Source organism: Microbacterium sp. NPDC058389 (assembly GCF_042722305.1).
GTDB lineage: Bacteria > Actinomycetota > Actinomycetes > Actinomycetales > Microbacteriaceae > Microbacterium.
This window is the reverse complement of record NZ_JBHXJQ010000006.1, coordinates 124,384-140,619: the sequence shown is the minus strand read 5'-3', so window position 1 is coordinate 140,619 and position 16,236 is coordinate 124,384. Positions and strand designations below refer to the sequence as shown.

Here is a 16,236-nt window from a genome sequence, read left to right as displayed (position 1 = left end):
GCCGCATCACTCGCGCGGTTCGGGGCGGTCCAGCGCGAGGAACTGGTGCGTGAACGCGATCGCGGCGCCGCCCTCGCCGACCCCCGCGACGACGCGCTTCACCGAGCCCGACCGCACGTCGCCGATCGCGAACACGCCGGGCACGCTCGTCTCGAGCGCGAACGGGCGCCGGCCGTCCGGCCACACGCCCGAGGCTTCGGCGTCCGCTCCGGTGAGGATGAATCCGCGCGCGTCACGCGCGATCTCGGGCGGGAGCCATCCTGTCTCGGCGTCGGCGCCGATCATCACGAAGAGCACGTCGACGTCGCGGCGCTCGACGGCTCCGGTGCGCCGGTCGACGATGTCGGCTGCACGGAGGCCGTCGCCTCCGTGCAGCGCGACGACCTCGCTGCGGGTGTCGACGCGGATGGCGGGGATCGCCGCGATCTGGTCGATGAGGTAGCGCGACATGCTGGCGTCGAGCGACTCGCCGCGCACGAGCATCGTGACCGAGCGCGCGTGACGGCTGAAGAAGAGCGCCGCCTGTCCGGCCGAGTTGCCGGCGCCGACGATGCAGACCTCGGCGCCCTGCGCCACGGCCGAGTCGCTGCGGGCGGCGCCGTAGTAGACCCCGCTCCCCAGGAACCGGTCGACGCCGTCCACGGGAAGCGTGCGCCACACGACTCCGGTGGCCAGCACGACGACATCGGCGCGCACGACGTCGCCGCCGTCGAGCGTGAGCTCACGTGTCGCCGGGTCCAGCCCCTCCACTGTGCGAGTCACCACGACCTCCGCCCCGAGCCGCTTCGCCTGCTTGAAAGCGCGGCTGGCGAGGTCGTCGCCGGAGATGCCGAACGGGAACCCGGTGTAGTTCTCGATCCGGGTGGACGTGCCCGCCTGGCCTCCCGGTGCGAAGGTCTCGATGACCAGGGTCCGCAGACCCTCGGCTGCGGCGTTGACGGCAGCGGTGAGCCCGGCGGGGCCGGCGCCGAGGATCACGACGTCGTAGTGGTCGTCCGCCGGCACGACGTCGAGGTGCACCGCCTCGGCGATCTGCCGCATCGTCGGGTTCTCCAGCCGGGCGCCGTCGGAGAATTCGAGCACCGGGTACTGCGCGTCGTCGAGGGCGACGTCGGCGTCGAGGGGCACGCGGTCGAAATCGATCTGGTTGCGCGTGAGGAACCCGATCACCCGGTGCGCGCGGGCGCTTCGGCGCGGATGGATCAGGCGCACGTCGTTCTCGTGCTGCTCGGCGGCCATCGTCTGCAGCGAGTCCAGATACCGTCGCGCCAGGGCGGCGACCCGATCGGGCACCGACGGGGCCAGTGCCGCGAGCGAGTAGTACACCGCCGGTGCGAGCTTGAGCACCCGGGTGGGCTCGCCGGCGCGGCCGCTCGCCGGGAACGGCGTGCTGAGCGTCATCGGCACTTCGCCGAAGAACTGACCGGGCCTGCGTGTGCCGATCACGCGCTCGTCGCCGCCGACCACCTTGGTGATCTCGGCGCGTCCCTCCACGACGATGAACAGCGACCGGTCGTCGCCCTCGTGCGCGAAGTACTCACCCGGCACGAGCCGGATGTCCTCGACGGCACCGGCCAGGTACGCGAGGGCCGCGTCGGGCACTGCGGCGAAGACGTGGAGCGTGCGAAGCTCGTCGACGGTGATCATGCGGCTCCCCAGCAGCGCAGGCACACAGGGCGCCGGGCGCCCGGCGGCGCAGCGCGCCACGGGCCGAAGGTAGCGGCCGCGCGTGCCGCCGGTCAACAGATGATGCGGGGTCGGCATCCCGACGCCGCGCCGCGACCGCCGCGGCGTCGGCGGTGGGGCGTAGCCTGAACGGATGCCACAGCCGACCACGCCGCACGCCGGACCCGCGCGCGGCCGGGACGCGCTCGGTGCGCGTGCCGCCCTCGCGGCGCTGGCCGACGGCTCGGCGACCGGGTCGGGGCCGCTGCTGGATCTGCCGTCGCCGGACGATGCACGCCCGGCCGCCGTGCTCGTGCTGTTCGGGGTGCTCGATGCCCTCCCCAGCGACCACGACGCGCAGGCTCGGGCGGTGTCGCGCGACCTCGACGTACTGCTCCTCTCGCGGGCGACGACGCTGCGCGCGCACCCGGGCCAGGTGGCGTTCCCGGGCGGACGCATCGATCCGGGCGATGACGGACCCGTCGGCGCGGCGCTGCGCGAGGCTCGCGAGGAGACGGGGCTCGATCCGGCAGGCGTCGACGTGCTGGGCGAGCTGGCCGACATCCCGCTCGCGTTCTCGCAGCACCTGGTGACCCCGGTGCTGGCATGGTGGCGGCATCCCTCACCCGTCCGGGTGGTCGACGAAGCCGAGTCGGCCGACGTGTTCCGCGCGCCCGTGGCAGACCTGCTCGACCCCGCCAACCGGGGCGTCACGGTGATCCGCCGCGATGGCCAGGAGTGGCGGGGTCCGGGATTCCTCGTGCGTCACGCGACCGGCGAGCACCTCGTGTGGGGGTTCACGGGAATGGTGCTCGACGCCCTCTTCGATCGCCTCGGCTGGAGCGAGCCGTGGGACGACGAGCGCGAGCTGCCGCTCGTCCTGCCCGCCTGACGACCGCTCAGCGGTAGCGGTAGTGCTCCGCGCTGCTGTTCACCCAGGTGACGAAGCGGCGTGCCTCGGTGTCGTGCGCGGGAGGGAACGGCGCCACCCACACTTGGGATCCCGCGATCACGAGGTGTGCCGTGGACCTGTCGACCGTGCGGTTGAGGCTCCGAGGGGTAATCGGACCGGCGCGACCGAACATGCGACGCTCGACCGCGGCCTTCGTGAACTCGGGGCGCCGCAGCAGCGCATCGCCCGAGTCGGCGGATGCCGCGACCTCGCTCACCGGCTGACTCAGGTCTCCGAAGTGGATCCAGCGTCCGTCGACGACGATGCCCGCGAACTCCTGCTGCTGACCGCTGTACCGCACCTCACGCGTCCACTGCCGGCCGTCCCACCGACGGGTGCGGCCGCGCCCGTCGTCGTACCAGCCGGCCTGTGCCGGGCCGCTGCCGGTGGGACCGGCATCCGTCCGCAGCTCGATGTCGGCCTCGCGCAGATCTATGTACTGGTCGGTCCAGTGCGTGCCGTCCCACCAGCGCTGCTTGCCGGTGCCGTCGTCATACCACCCGGGTGCGGGCTGCGTCGCCATGGTCCGAGGGTAGTTCGTGACGCGGATCGCCGGTATCGGCCCCACCCTGTCGCGGCCACGGCAGACTGGGGCCATGCCTTCGATCGACGAACTCGTCCCCGCCGACCGCCGCCACCTGCTGGAGCTGCCCGTGTACGGGCACCTCGGCACGATCCGGCCCAACGACACCGCGCAGGTGAATCCGATGTGGTTCGAGGTCGACGGCGACCAGGTCCGCTTCACGCACACCAACTACCGCCAGAAGTACCGCAACCTGCAGCACAACCCCTCGATGGCGCTGTCGATCATCGACCCGGAGCAACCCTTCCACTACGTGGAGGTCGCGGGCCGTCTGGTCGACGTGATCCCCGACCCCGAGGGCGAGTTCTACGTGCGCCTGCAGAACCGCTACGGCAACCCCAGCACGACGCCTCCGCGCGACAAGGCCGACCGCGTGATCCTCGTGATGTCGGTGGAGCGGGCGACGGCGCAGTAGCGGCACCGCGCACGAACGACAGGAGGGGAGGGATGCCGCGGCTCGCGGCATCCCTCCCCTTCCGCGTGTCAGGGGTGGGTGTGTCAGGCGTCGACGCGCGCGGCGGCGACGGCGGCGCGCAGGCCGTCGGCGACGGGCGTGGTCGGACGCCCGATGAGGCGCGCCAGCGTCGGGTCGGCGTCGGCGAGCACGCCGCGGGCGATGCCGTCCTCCATCTCGGCGACGAACCCGACGGTGCCCTCGTCGAGTCCCGCCTCGGCCAGCGCGGCCTCGAACTGCTCGCGCGACACCGGCACGTAGGCGACATCGCGGCCGAGGGCCTCGGCGGCGGCCGCGGCGAGGTCGGCGTACGACACCGCGGTGTCGCCCGACAGCTCGTACGTGCTGCCGAGGTGGCCGTCTTCGAGGAGCACGACCGCAGCCGCCTCGGCGTAGTCCGCACGTGAGGCGGCGGCGACGAGGCCGTCGGCCACCGAGGCGGCGATCACGCCGGTCTCGGCGGCGCGCAGGGCGTCGGGGGTGTAGTTCTCGGTGTACCAGTTGTTGCGCAGCACCACGGCGGGCACGTCGCTCGCGGCGAGGTACTCCTCGGTCGCCTTGTGCTCGGGGGCGAGCACGAAGTCGATGGCGTCGGCGTGCGCGAGGCTCGTGTAGACGAGCTTCGCGACGCCTGCAGCCGCAGCCGCGTCGATCACGTTCTTGTGGCCCTCGTACCGCTTGCCGGGCTCCGAGCCCGAGATGAGCAGGACCGCGTCGACGCCGTCGAGGGCGGCGGAGACGGTCTCGGGCACGGTGTAGTCGAGTGCGACGACGCGGATGCCGCGGTCCTCGAGGTCGGCGACCTTGGAGGTGGTGCGGGCTCCGGCGACGATGTCGCCCGGTGCGACGCCGCGGTCCAGGAGCGCGTCGATGACGAGGTGGCCGAGCTGTCCGCCGGCGGCGGTGACGAGGATGGTCATGGGAGTCCTTTCGGTGGGGAGCCACGCGTCGCGCGCTCACCGACGGCAACGTCGCGCGCGAACCGGAACATTCCGAACCGTAGGTACCCACTTTGAGGTAAGGTACCCACGTGGTGGTGAGTTTTGCGGAAATCCGGGCTGAAGTTCCCGGAGCCTTCGACGAGGCATGTCCGACGCGCGTCGTGCTCGACCACGTCATGAGCAAGTGGGGCGTGCTGGTGCTGATGGCGCTCACCGAGGGCACGAGCCGCTGGGGAGAGCTGCGCCGCCGCGTCGACGGCATCAGCGAGAAGATGCTCGCCTCGACGCTGCGGACCCTGGAGAAGGACGGCTTCGTCGCGCGGACCTCATACCCCGAGGTGCCGCCTCGCGTCGAGTACTCCCTGACGGCGCTCGGCGACGATCTGATGGAGCGGATGATGCCGCTCATGGCGTGGATCGGCGTCCACGCGCGCGACATCGTGGACCGCTGATGCCCGAGCCCGACCGCGTACCCGGCCCGCCGCGCGCCGCGCAGCGGGCGTTCGCGCCGGTCGCGAACGCCCTCGCCGGCCGCCGGTGGTTCCCGCTGTGGGCCGTGGTGCACCACCGCGGGCGCCGCAGCGGCACCGCCTACGCGACGCCGATCGCCGTCGTGCCGACGACCGATCGCGCGACGATCCTCATCGGGCTGCCCTGGGGTGCGCACACGAACTGGGCGCGCAACGTCGTCGCCGCCGGAGGCGCTGTGCTCACGTGGCGGGGCGACGAGGTCGCCACGACCGCGCCGCGCATCGTGGAGGGAGCCGAGGCTGCTGCCCTGGCCAAGCCGTTCTTCCGCTTCGTCGTGCGCCGGATGCCGGCGGCCCTCGTGCTCCGTCGCAGCTGACGCGGCTCACCGAGTAGGGTGGGGCGCATGGGAATGATCAAGAGCGCGCCGATGATGGCGTGCCCGTTCTTCGTCCGCGACCGCCGCGCCTGACGGCGCCCTCGCGACACGCGGAAGCGCGCCGTCATCCGGAAGCCCACGCATCCGGTCACGCGCCCCTCTCGGCCCCTCGGTGGCCGATCGATGCAGGCGTGCCTGCCGGGTGCTCCACCTTCTTCTCCGGAGCGCTCCCATGCGACACCGTTCTGCCCACGGCGGCCGACACGAACTCGGCCAGAACTTCCTCATCCACCGCCCGACGATCCAGGGGATCGTCGACCTCGTCGCCAACACGCGCGGCCCCATCCTGGAGATCGGGGCCGGCGACGGCGCGCTGACCGCGCCGCTCGCCCGGCTCGGTCGCGATCTCGTCGCCATCGACCTCGACGAGCACCGCGTCCGGGCGCTGCGGCGACGGCTGCCGCACGTCGGCATCGAGCACGCCGACGCCCTGCGGCATCCGCTCGACAGCCCCGTCGTGGTCGGCAACGTGCCGTACCACGTGACCACGCCGATCCTGCGGCGGCTGCTGGCCCGTGGATGCTGGCAGCACGCGATCCTCCTCACCCAGTGGGAGGTCGCGCGCAAGCGCGCCGGCGTCGGCGGCGGTACCCTGATGACCGCGCAGGCGGCGCCATGGTTCGCGTTCACGCTGCACGGCCGCGTGCCGGCACGGCATTTCGCGCCGATGCCGAGCGTCGACGGCGGAGTGCTGCGCATCGACCGCCGGCCGACGCCGCTGGTCGATCCGCGCGACCGCGGCCGCTATGAGCGGTTCGTGCAGGCGATGTTCACGGCGCGGGGGAGCGGTCTGCCCGCGCTGCTGCAGCACAGCCAGGGCATGACGAAGGGCCAGGCACGCAGTCTCGTGGCCCGCGTCGGCATCGCGCCCGACCGGCTGCCGCGGGATCTGCGCCCCGAGCAGTGGGCGGCCCTGTGGCACGAGGCAGCGGCCGGGCCGCGCCGCGGCGCCTGACGCCGGTGGCGCGGCGGCGGCCGCCGCTGGGAGGATGGCGTGCCGGCATCCACGTTCCACGCGCGGCGGAGAGGGACTGCGATGGCGACCCTGCTGTTCTGCCCGGTGACGTTCAACCTCGCCGAGGTGACGCGCATGATCGAAGTGGCGAAGGCGGCGATGCCTCGCCACCACGCGGTGTTCCTGGGGTACGAGGACGACTTCGCGGGGCTCATCGTCGAGGCGGGCTTCGAGTACCGCGCGTGCGAGCCGGCGATGAGCGCCGCCGAGCGCGAGCAGGCGTTGAAGTTCGACCAGGGCAAGACGGTCCGGAGCCCCTTCACGGACGCCCTGGTGTCGGCGCGCGTCGACGTGGAGCGGAAGCTCATCCGCGAGACCGGCGCCGAGGCGGTCGTCATCGGCACCAACACGACATCGATGATCTCGGCCCGCGCCGAGGGGGTGCCGCTGTTCTACGCGGTGCCGTTCGCGCTCACACGTCCGCAGGTGGAGCAGACCGCGCGGCTGGGGCTGGTGCGCGGCACCGGCCGCCTGGCGCACGCGGCCGATCGTGTGGCGACCGCGCTGCTGAGGTGGGCGTACAACCATGCGTCGCTCGCACCGCGGGCGTTCGGGCGGGTCGCGAAGGCGAACGGCGTCCCGCCGCTGAAGACGGTCGTGTCGCTGCTGGAGGCCGACCACAATCTGCTGACCGTGATGCCGTGGGAGCTGGAGGGCTACGAGCTGCCGGGCTCCTATGAGCGCGTCGGGCCGATCTTCGCCCACCTCGACACCCCGCTGCCGCCGATCGTGACCGCGCTCGCCGCCGACGACACCCCGCTCGTGTACCTGGGGCTGGGATCGTCGGCGAGCCGCGAGCTCGTGCTCGCCGCGGCCGCGCAGCTCGCCACGCTGCCGGTGAACGTCGTCGCGCCGGTACGGCACTACCTGCGCGACGACGACGTGCTGGCGCCCAACGTCCACGTCACCGACCTGCTGCCGGCCCATCGGCTCGGCGGGCTGGTGGACGCCGCGGTCCTGCACGGCGGACAGGGCACCGTGCAGACGGCCTGCGCCGCCGGCATCCCGTTCGTGGGAATGGGGCTGCAGCCCGAGCAGGTGTGGAACGTCGATCAGTGCGTCGCCCAGGGCAACGCGCTCGCGTTGTCGCCGAAGCAGGCCGGGACCCCCGCGCTCGCCGACGCCGTGCGGCGCCTGCTGTCGGACGACGGCCTGCGCGCCGCAGCCGATCGCGTCCGCGACGCCTATGCCGTCGAGGACGGCGCCGCCGCATCGGTCGCCGCGATCGAGGCGACGCTGGCCGCCCGGACGTGAGCGTTCGTCGGGTGCCCGGGTCGTGCGGGGGCTGTCGCGCGGTCGGATGCCGGCGATAGCGTGGGGCCGGAACCCCGAGGACCCCGCACGGAGGTGCGCATGTCATCCGTCGTCGCCACGATGTCGATCTCGCTCGACGGGATCGGCTCCGGCCATCATCAGACCGAGGAGCGCCCGTTCGGCGATGTGCCCGAAGGGGCGCTGCACCGGTGGATGTTCGAGACGCCCGAAGAGAACCACGCCGAGATCGACGCGATCGTCGCCGCCGGGGCGTTCATCATGGGACGCAACATGTTCGGGCCGGTGCGCGGCGAATGGGACCGTGACTGGCGCGGCTGGTGGGGGCCCAACCCCCCATACCACCGGCCGGTGTTCGTGCTCACCCACTTCGCGCACGAGCCGCTCGTGATGGAGGGCGGCACGACGTTCCACTTCGTCACGGACGGCATCCACGCGGCGCTCGAGCGCGCCCGGGACGCGGCCGGCGACCTGCCGGTGCACATCGCGGGCGGTCCGACGACCACCAACGCGTACCTCGCCGAGGGCCTGGTCGACGAGCTGGCGCTGCAGATCTCGCCGAGCATCCTCGGCGACGGGCTGCGGCTCTTCGACGGCGTCGGGCCGCTGCGACTGCAGCAGATCTCGGGGCGCTCGGCTTCGCTCGTCACGCACGTTCGGTACCGTGTGCTGCCGGCGGACGACGCGACCGCCCCCGCATCGTGACGCCGCACGAGCTCACCCGCGACCAGGCGCGCCGGCTCGTCGTGCGCGCGCAGCTGCTCGATGCCGACCGCCCCGGAGACGTCGTCGAGGTCGCCGAGCAGCTGACGTACATCAAGATCGACCCCACGGCGACCATCGCGCCGTGCGAGCAGACCGTGCCGTGGTCGCGGATCGGCTGGTCGTACGAGCCCGGCCAGCTGCGCAAGGCCGCGGAGCAGGACCGGCTGCTGTTCGAATTCGACGGCACCTTCCGCCCCATCAGCCTGCTGCCGCTCATGCTCCCGAGCATGAGGAAGTGGCCGCAGCGCGAGAGCAGCCGGCAATGGCTCGAGGCGAACGCCGTCTTCCGCGGTCAGGTGCTCGAGCGCCTGCGCGGCGAGGGCCCGCTGCTGGCCGCCGACATCCCCGACACGGCACAGGTCAGTCGTGCCCCCGACGGCTGGTCGGGTGCCAATCAGGTGCCGCACATGCTCGACTTCCTGCTGAGGCAGGGCGAGGTGGCCGTGGTCGGCAGGGAAGGGCGTCACCGGCGCTGGGACCTCGCCGAGCGGGTCTACCCGCGCGACCTTCCCGAGTTCAGTGACGACGAGGCCGCACGGCTGCTCGCCGAGCGGCGACTGCAGGCGGGCGGTGTCGCACGCGCCCACTGGTACTGGTCGGGCGTCGCGAAGGACACCGGCGAACCCGCGCTCGTCGACGGCGCGAAGTACCGGGTCGACCCCGAGGCCCTGGCCGCGCTCGACGACGACACCGACGGTCGGGTCGCCATCCTCAACCCGTACGACAGCCTGCTGTTCGACCGCCGCCGATTGGAGGAGGTGTTCGAGTTCACCTACGTGCTCGAACAGTTCAAGCCCAAGCCGCAGCGCGTCTACGGGTACTTCGCCCACCCGATCCTGCTGGGCGATCGCTTCGTCGGGATGCTCGACGCCGAGGTCGACCGTGCGCAGGACGTGCTGCGGGTGAACGCGATCCACGAGTTCCTGCCGTTCGAGCCCGAGGAGATGGAGATGGTGCGCGCCGAGATCGCCGAGCTCGCCGAGTGGCTCGGCGTGGGGGTCACCGGCCTCGGCTGAGCCGGCGCACGTGGGAGCCTCGGCGCTGCGGCCGTTACGCTCGACGCGTGAACCCCCGCAGCCTCTCCGCCGACGCCGTCCTCCGTGCTGCCCGTCCGGGCGACGAGCCCGGCATCCTCGCCTGCATCCAGGCGCTCGCCGACTACGAGCGCGAGCCGGACGCCGTCGAGAACACGGTGGAGGCGCTGCGGGCGACGCTGTTCGGCGACGCCCCGCAGGCGTTCGTGCACGTCGTCGAGCACGCCGGCGAGGTCGTCGGCATCGCCTTCTGGTTCGTCACGTACTCGACGTGGACGGGGCGCCACGGCATCTGGCTCGAAGACCTCGTCGTGCTGCCGGGGCATCGCGCCGCCGGGTACGGCAAGGCGCTCATCGCCTCGCTGGCCGCCGTGTGCCAGGAGCGGGGCTACTCGCGGCTGGAATGGACGGTGCTCGACTGGAATGAGCCCGCCATCGGCTTCTACCGCGCCATCGGCGCCACCCCGATGGACGAATGGACCACGCAGCGCCTGACGGGCGACGCGCTCGCCGCCCTCGGTGCGACGCTCGACTGACGCGTGCGCCGGGCCGTCAGGGCAGACGGTTCGAGACGGTCAGCAGCACGACGGAGTCGTCGAGCGCCGCGAGGCTGTGCCGGCTCGGCGGCACCGTGAGGTGGTCTCCCGACACGCCCTCCCAAGACTCGTCGCCCGCGATCAGCCGCACGCGCCCGCGCAGCACCTGCAGCGTGGCCTCGTGCGGGCTCTCGTGCTCGGCCAGCTCATGACCCGCGCGCAGCGCGATGACCGTCTCCCGCAGGGCGTGCTCATGCCCGCCGCGGATCGTGCGGGCGGCCCGGCCGCTGGACGCCTCGCGCGCCGTCGCGGTCAGCTCGTCGATCAGGTCGGCCAGGTCCGTGCTGTCCATCGGCATCGCCTTCGTTCGCCCATCGCCCCGGCTCGCATCGTCGCGGCGGATGGCCCGGAGTCTACCGGCGAGGGCCGCCGCGAAGACAGAGCGGACCGGCATCCCGGGAATCCTCGCGCTCTCCTCACGGTTGCGAGCATCATTGCACCGAAGGGAGCCGCCTCATGAACGGACTAGAGGTCACCGTCCTCGTCGGGATCACGGTGCTTACGGGCGCCATCCTCGCGCCGAAGCTGCGCGTCGCGGTGCCGCTGCTGCTGCTCGTCGCCGGGCTCGCGCTCGGCTTCATCCCCGAGGTGCGCGAGATCGTGCTGCCGCCCGAGACGGTGCTGCTGCTGTTCCTGCCGGTGCTGCTGTTCTGGGAGAGCCTGACGACGTCGCTGCGGTCGATCCGGCGGGACTTCCGCGGCATCGTGCTGTCCAGCACGCTGCTCGTGGTGGCCACGGCGTTCGCCGTCGCCGGCATCGCGTATGCGCTCGGGCTGCCGTGGAACGCCGCGCTGATCCTGGGTGCCGCCGTCGCCCCGACCGACGCCACCGCCGTCTCCGCCCTCGGCCGCATGCTGCCCCGTCGCAACTTCATGAACCTGAAGGCCGAGAGCCTCACGAACGACGGCACGGCGCTCGTGCTGTACGCGGTCGCCGTGGGGGTCGCGGTGGGCGGGCAGTACACGCCGCTCGACATCACGTGGCTCGTGCTCGTGTCGTACATCGGCGGCGCGGTCGCCGGCCTCGTCGTAGCCGGGGCCGCCTATCTCGTGATGCGACGCGTGCGCAACACGCTGAACCTCAACATCGCGCTGCTGCTGGTGCCCTTCACGGCGTTCCTGCTGGCCGAGCTCATCCACGCGTCGGGCGTGCTGGCCGTCGTGGTGGCGGGGCTCATCGTCGCGTACATCATGCCGCGCATCAGCACGGCATCGTCGCGGAGGCAGGCGCAGTGGACGTGGCCGCTCGGGTCCTTCCTGCTGAACGGGTCGCTGTTCGTCATCATCGGGTTCGAGGTGCAGGCGGTGGCCCACGAGATCCCAGGCCGGGAGATCGGCTGGCTGGTGCTCGTCACCGTCGCGGTGTGGCTGGGGCTCCTCGTGACCCGCTTCGTCGTGCAGACCGCGTCGGTGATGGTGATCCGGATGCTGGACCGCAGACCCTCGCAGCGGCTCAGGCGCACCACGTGGCGCTCGCGCATGGTGAGCGCGGTGGCCGGCTTCCGCGGCGCCGTGTCGCTCGCCATCGCCCTGTCGGTGCCGCTGACGACGTCGGCCGGCGACGCCCTCCCCGGGCGCGACGAGATCGTGTTCGTCACGGCAGGCGTGATCGTGCTGACGCTGCTCGTGCAGGGCCCGCTGCTGCCGTCCGTCGTGCGCTGGGCCCGGTTCCCCGAGGACCTCGCCATGCAGCAGGAGCTCGAGCTGGCCGAGCGGGCGATCACGGGCGCCGCGCTCACCGCCGTCAAGGAGCTCGCCCACGACCACGGCATCAGCGAGGAGACGCGCGACCGCCTCACGCGCGACTACTACGAGTTCATGGAGCGCAACAACGAGCGCGTGCAGGCGCGCCAGCAGGCCGAGGTCGATCGTCAGATCGCCGATCTGGACCGTCGCATCGGAGAGCCGGATGCCGCGGCCGAGGCATCCCTCGACGCCACCGCGGTCCTCGTGGCCGCTCCCGACCCGCTGCCGTCGCCGCGCGAGCGCGACGAGGAGTACTCACGGCTGCGCATCGCCGTGCTCGACCGCAAGCGCGAGGTGCTGTACCGCCTGCGGCGCGAGGGAGCGGTGGACGACGCCGTCGTGACGCAGATCCAGACCCGCCTCGACGTGGAGGAGCTGCGCATCACGGGCGTCGAGATCCTGGACTGACGGGGATGCCGGGAGCCCCGGCATCCCCGCCCGTCAGGCGGCCGGTGCCCGCAGCCCGGCCGAGATGAGGTCGGCCAGCGCGGGCAGGTCGCCGATCGCGGCGGGGTCGGCGACCTCTGCGGCGTCCTCGCCGTCTGGGCTGGGGGCGTCTTCGGCCAGGGGAGGCGTCGTGATGATCGCCACCCAGGCGGCGGCCGCGACGCGCACGCGGTGCGCGGCGATCGGGTGCAGGATGCTGGCACCGAGCACGCGCTCCACGACCGCCTGCAGCTGTCGGCGGTAGTCGCGCAGCCTCTCGCGCACCTCAGGGTGCGTGCGATGCTCGCGCCACACGATGACCCGCCTTACCGCCGACTCCTCCTGCAGCTCGCGGAGTCGGCGGGTCACGTTGAGCAGCGCCTGCGCCGGATCGCCGCTCGCGACGAGGGCGGACGTGTCGACGGCGTCGAGGTCGAGGCGCTCGGCGACGAGCGCGCGCAGCAGATCGGTCTTGGTCGGGAAGTAGTAGAAGAGCAGCCCCTTGGGCACGCCGGCGAGCTCGGCGATCGCCGCCGTCGGCGTCGCATCGAAGCCGCGCTCGGCGAACAGCCGTTCGGCGGCGTCGAGGATCCGTGTGCGGCTCTCACGGTCGCGGGTCATGAGGGTCCTCCGGAAACGAAGACGAGGGCGTCGATCGGGAACCGGCGCCCTCGTCCGTGTTCGTGATTCAGTGCGGGAGAGTGCGGTCGTGCATGTGCATGGCCGGTCTGACGGCGAGGGCGGCGACGATCACGGCGACCGCTCCGCCGATCCAGCTGACCCAGGCGACGCCGGACTGCATGTCGGCATAGCCGCCGAGCCACGGAGCGACGAACAGCACCGCGCCGAGCGCGAGTTGCACGTACTCCATCGCCACCATGCCCGGCATCGCGAGGTTCGCGACGCCCGCGGCGATCAGCAGGACGCCGACGATCAGCATCCAGGGCATCGACGCACCCATCTGCGGCATGACGAATGCGCAGATCGCGGCGACGAGGCCGACGCCGACGGCGACCCAGTCCTCCCAACGCATCCACTTCTTCATTCGAATCTCCTCCTTGCGAGAAGTGACGGCTCCCGGTCGGGGGTCGATACCACGGTATTCCTGACTGACCACCCGGTCAAGAGGGTCGGCACGCCAAGCCGGCCCGGCACGCCGGGCCGGCGGATCGACTCAGACGCGCGTGGACTGCCAGCCGAGCGCGGGGGCGACGTACTTCGCGAACGACTCGACGACGCGCAGGTTGAACTCGACGCCCAGCTGGCTCGGGATCGTGAGCATCAGCGTGTCAGCGGTGGCGATCGCCGCGTCGTCCTTGAGCTGCTCGACCAGCACGTCAGGGGCGGCGGCGTACGTCTTGCCGAAGGTCGAGCGGATGCCGTCGATGATGCCGATCTGATCGCCGTCCTGCCGGCCGCCGAAGTACATCTCCTCCTCGGCCGTCGTGATCGGGAAGATCGAGCGGCTCACCGACACGCGGGGCGTGCCGGCGTGACCGGCCTCGCGCCACGCGGCGCGGAACGCGTCGATCTGCTCGGCCTGGAGGACGTCGAACGGGCGCCCGTCGGCGGAGGTCAGCAGCGTCGACGACATGAGGTTGACGCCGGTGCGCCCTGCCCACTCGGCGCTGTCGCGGTTGCCGGCGCCCCACCACACGCGCGAGCGCAGGCCGGGGGAGTGCGGTTCGATCCGCTGCAGTCCGGAGCCGCCGCCGAACGGCGAGCTCGCGTCGCGCTCGGCGAGGCCCTCGCCGTCGATGGCGCGCAGGAACAGGTCGAAGTGCTCGCGGGCGATGTCGGCGCCGCGCGGATCCTCCGAGCCGGTGTAGCCGAAGGTCTCGTAGCCGCGGACGACGGACTCGGGTGAGCCGCGGCTCACGCCGAGGGCGAGCCGGCCGTCCGAGAGGAGGTCGACGGCCGCTGCCTCCTCGGCGAGGTACAGCGGGTTCTCGTACCGCATGTCGATGACGCCGGTGCCGACCTCGATGCGCTCGGTGCGCGCCGCGATCGCGGCGAGCAGCGGCATCGGCGAGGCCTGCTGCCGCGCGAAGTGGTGCACGCGGAAGTACGCGCCGTTGACGCCGAGCTCGTCCATGCCCTGTGCGAGGTCGATGGCCTGCAGCATCGAGTCCGCCGCGGTGAGCTGACGGCCGCCGCCGAGCGGGCCGTAGTGGCCGAACGAGAGGGTTCCGAATCGTTCCATGTCGTGTGCAACCGTACGCGCGCGGCATCCATTCCGGTGAATGCGTCTCTCCTCCGCCGGCGCCTCGGCCGCTGGGGCGAGACGATCGTCGTCTCTCGAGAATCTAACTAACAAAAGTTCAGTAAGTACTTCCCAAGCGGGTGAATCGTGGCTATCGTGGCCAGAGTCGAAGCGATCCGGCGCACCCGAACGGGCCCGATCGCTACGCCGATCCCTTGGAGAAGCCGCCGCATCGCCGGCCGGCCGAGCACAACGAAGTGAGAGGAACTGCAATGAAGAAGTCCCGGTTTCTGACGGCCGCAGGAGTGGCGGCGATCGCCGCGATCTCACTGACGGCGTGCGCGGGCGGCGCCGGCGGGGATGCGGATGCCGCACCCGCCGACTCCGGCGAGGTGACGTGGTGGGGCTGGACGCCCGACACCCCTGTCGCCGAGCGCTACATCGCGGCGTTCAACGAGGAGTACCCCGACATCAAGGTCACCTACCGCAACTTCGAGAACGTCGACTTCCGGAACACGATCGTCCCTGCGCTCGAGTCGGGCAAGGGGCCCGACGTCTTCGACCTGTCGGCAGCGGGCGGCACGCCCGACCTGTGGGGTCCGTATGCGATCGACCTCGCCCCCCTCGCCGAGGACACCCTCGGCGACGACTGGGAGTCGAAGTTCGGCGGCGGCTACGCGGAGCAGCTCCGCATGACCGACGGCACCCAGGTGTCGCTGCCCCTCGGAGGCATGTCGGCGGGCTTCGTCTGGTACAACCAGGGCATCTTCGACGAGGCGGGCGCCACCGTCCCGACCGATTACGACTCGTGGGTCGACGCGTGCCAGAAGATCGAGGCGATCGGCAAGACCTGCTTCACGATGGGCGCGGGCGGCGAGGACACCTTCCCGACCGAGATGTACCACTCGATCGCGAACTCCGTCGATCCCGATTTCTTCCTCGCGGCGGCGACGGGCAAGGCCAAATGGGACGACCCCGAGGGCGTCGAGGTCCTGCAGATCATCGAGGACATGAAGGATGACGGCATCATCCCCTCGAACGCGCTGGACGCCGGGCAGTACCCGCTCGCGAACGAGATGTTCATGAAGGGGGACGCTGCGATGGTCCAGATGGGCTTCTGGTACACGCAGTACTCGGGCGCCGAGTCGTGCAAGTCCGCGATGGAGTCCGCCGGCGTGAGCGACCCGCAGTGCTTCGTGCAGCTGCCCGCCGAGTTCCCCGACGTCGCCGGCAAGGGCAACGGGTCGGTGCCGTTCGGCGAGGTCGACTACGGTCTGGCGATCAACGCGGACTCGAAGAACATCGGCGCCGCCAAGACCTTCGTGACCTGGATGACCATGTCCGAGGCCGGTCAGCAGAACGTCGCCAACGCGATCGACCTGCTGCCGGCGCTGCAGGGCGTCGCACCGGACTGGTCGGCCATCTCGCTCGTCGACAAGGACGTGCAGCAGCCGGCGATCGAGCAGCTGATCGCCGACAGCACCGCGACGACGCAGTCCCGCCAGTGGCAGACCACGTCGTCCACCCTTGACGCGATCGTGGTCGCCATCCAGCAGGTGCTCGACCCGACGATCGACATGTCGGTCGAAGACATCGCCGCTCAGCTGCAGCAGTCGTCCGAAGCGAGCACCGTCGGCGTCAAGTGACCGTCGGAACCGGCATCCATCCGCATCGAGA

At 71.7% G+C, this 16,236-nt stretch carries 18 protein-coding genes; 11 read left to right on the top strand and 7 right to left on the bottom strand.

Features of this window, described 5'->3' with window-relative positions:
* Positions 1–6: 6 nt before the first annotated feature.
* Positions 7–1,647 carry an FAD-dependent oxidoreductase gene (locus tag ACFWJ8_RS10455; protein ID WP_378811145.1) on the bottom strand — a complete coding sequence of 547 codons (1,641 nt, stop codon included), beginning with the start codon at positions 1,645–1,647 and terminating at the stop codon, positions 7–9.
* 172 nt (positions 1,648–1,819) lie between these two features.
* On the opposite strand from ACFWJ8_RS10455, the gene ACFWJ8_RS10450 reads away from it, so the two are divergent.
* Positions 1,820–2,557, top strand: a complete 738-nt coding sequence (locus ACFWJ8_RS10450; protein ID WP_378811144.1) for an NUDIX hydrolase — start codon at positions 1,820–1,822, stop codon at positions 2,555–2,557.
* A gap of 7 nt (positions 2,558–2,564) precedes the next feature.
* Here ACFWJ8_RS10450 and ACFWJ8_RS10445 read toward each other — a convergent pair whose 3' ends face one another.
* Entirely contained in the window at positions 2,565–3,140 is a 576-nt protein-coding gene (locus ACFWJ8_RS10445; RefSeq protein WP_378811143.1) for a DUF2510 domain-containing protein, read from the bottom strand.
* Between the two features lie 73 nt (positions 3,141–3,213).
* On the opposite strand from ACFWJ8_RS10445, the gene ACFWJ8_RS10440 reads away from it, so the two are divergent.
* Positions 3,214–3,615: a PPOX class F420-dependent oxidoreductase gene (locus ACFWJ8_RS10440; protein WP_378811141.1), complete on the top strand. Its 402-nt coding sequence runs from the start codon at positions 3,214–3,216 to the stop codon at positions 3,613–3,615.
* 83 nt (positions 3,616–3,698) lie between these two features.
* Here the strand turns inward: ACFWJ8_RS10440 and ACFWJ8_RS10435 are convergent, their stop codons facing one another.
* Complete coding sequence (locus tag ACFWJ8_RS10435; protein ID WP_378811139.1) at positions 3,699–4,574, bottom strand: SDR family oxidoreductase; 876 nt, start codon at positions 4,572–4,574, stop codon at positions 3,699–3,701.
* A gap of 110 nt (positions 4,575–4,684) precedes the next feature.
* Here ACFWJ8_RS10435 and ACFWJ8_RS10430 point away from each other — a divergent pair, with 110 nt between their 5' ends.
* From ACFWJ8_RS10430 to ACFWJ8_RS10400, 7 genes are all read left to right on the top strand, one after another.
* Entirely contained in the window at positions 4,685–5,047 is a 363-nt protein-coding gene (locus ACFWJ8_RS10430) for a winged helix-turn-helix transcriptional regulator (protein ID WP_378811137.1), read from the top strand.
* Entirely contained in the window at positions 5,047–5,442 is a 396-nt protein-coding gene (locus ACFWJ8_RS10425) for a nitroreductase family deazaflavin-dependent oxidoreductase (RefSeq protein WP_378811135.1), read from the top strand. The genes ACFWJ8_RS10430 and ACFWJ8_RS10425 overlap by 1 nt, the downstream gene beginning before the upstream one ends.
* Before the next feature lie 232 nt (positions 5,443–5,674).
* Entirely contained in the window at positions 5,675–6,457 is a 783-nt protein-coding gene (erm, locus tag ACFWJ8_RS10420; protein WP_378811133.1) for a 23S ribosomal RNA methyltransferase Erm, read from the top strand.
* An 81-nt stretch (positions 6,458–6,538) separates the two neighbouring features.
* Positions 6,539–7,771 carry a glycosyltransferase gene (locus ACFWJ8_RS10415; protein ID WP_378811131.1) on the top strand — a complete coding sequence of 411 codons (1,233 nt, stop codon included), beginning with the start codon at positions 6,539–6,541 and terminating at the stop codon, positions 7,769–7,771.
* Positions 7,772–7,870: 99 nt separating this feature from the next.
* Positions 7,871–8,494, top strand: coding sequence for a dihydrofolate reductase family protein (locus ACFWJ8_RS10410; protein ID WP_378811129.1), 624 nt, complete (start codon positions 7,871–7,873; stop codon positions 8,492–8,494).
* Entirely contained in the window at positions 8,491–9,570 is a 1,080-nt protein-coding gene (locus tag ACFWJ8_RS10405; protein WP_378811127.1) for a DNA glycosylase AlkZ-like family protein, read from the top strand. The genes ACFWJ8_RS10410 and ACFWJ8_RS10405 overlap by 4 nt, the downstream gene beginning before the upstream one ends.
* Before the next feature lie 47 nt (positions 9,571–9,617).
* A complete protein-coding gene (locus tag ACFWJ8_RS10400; RefSeq protein WP_378811125.1) occupies positions 9,618–10,124 on the top strand; it encodes a GNAT family N-acetyltransferase in 507 nt (168 codons plus the stop codon).
* A 16-nt stretch (positions 10,125–10,140) separates the two neighbouring features.
* Here the strand turns inward: ACFWJ8_RS10400 and ACFWJ8_RS10395 are convergent, their stop codons facing one another.
* A complete protein-coding gene (locus ACFWJ8_RS10395) occupies positions 10,141–10,476 on the bottom strand; it encodes a cupin domain-containing protein (RefSeq protein ID WP_378811123.1) in 336 nt (111 codons plus the stop codon).
* Positions 10,477–10,640: 164 nt separating this feature from the next.
* Between ACFWJ8_RS10395 and ACFWJ8_RS10390 the strand changes: the two genes are divergently transcribed.
* Positions 10,641–12,338 (top strand): Na+/H+ antiporter, encoded by a 1,698-nt coding sequence (locus ACFWJ8_RS10390; RefSeq protein WP_378811121.1) that lies wholly within the window; start codon positions 10,641–10,643, stop codon positions 12,336–12,338.
* A 33-nt stretch (positions 12,339–12,371) separates the two neighbouring features.
* Here the strand turns inward: ACFWJ8_RS10390 and ACFWJ8_RS10385 are convergent, their stop codons facing one another.
* The 3 genes from ACFWJ8_RS10385 to ACFWJ8_RS10375 all read right to left on the bottom strand — a co-directional run bounded on the left by ACFWJ8_RS10385 (position 12,372) and on the right by ACFWJ8_RS10375 (position 14,559).
* The gene (locus ACFWJ8_RS10385; protein WP_378811119.1) at positions 12,372–12,977 is read right to left on the bottom strand and encodes a TetR/AcrR family transcriptional regulator; all 606 of its coding nucleotides are present in this window, start codon (positions 12,975–12,977) and stop codon (positions 12,372–12,374) included.
* Between the two features lie 67 nt (positions 12,978–13,044).
* A complete protein-coding gene (locus ACFWJ8_RS10380) occupies positions 13,045–13,401 on the bottom strand; it encodes an SPW repeat protein (RefSeq protein ID WP_378811117.1) in 357 nt (118 codons plus the stop codon).
* A gap of 129 nt (positions 13,402–13,530) precedes the next feature.
* Positions 13,531–14,559, bottom strand: coding sequence for an LLM class flavin-dependent oxidoreductase (locus ACFWJ8_RS10375; protein ID WP_378811115.1), 1,029 nt, complete (start codon positions 14,557–14,559; stop codon positions 13,531–13,533).
* A 272-nt stretch (positions 14,560–14,831) separates the two neighbouring features.
* Between ACFWJ8_RS10375 and ACFWJ8_RS10370 the strand changes: the two genes are divergently transcribed.
* Entirely contained in the window at positions 14,832–16,205 is a 1,374-nt protein-coding gene (locus ACFWJ8_RS10370) for an ABC transporter substrate-binding protein (protein ID WP_378811113.1), read from the top strand.
* Positions 16,206–16,236 lie beyond the last annotated feature (31 nt).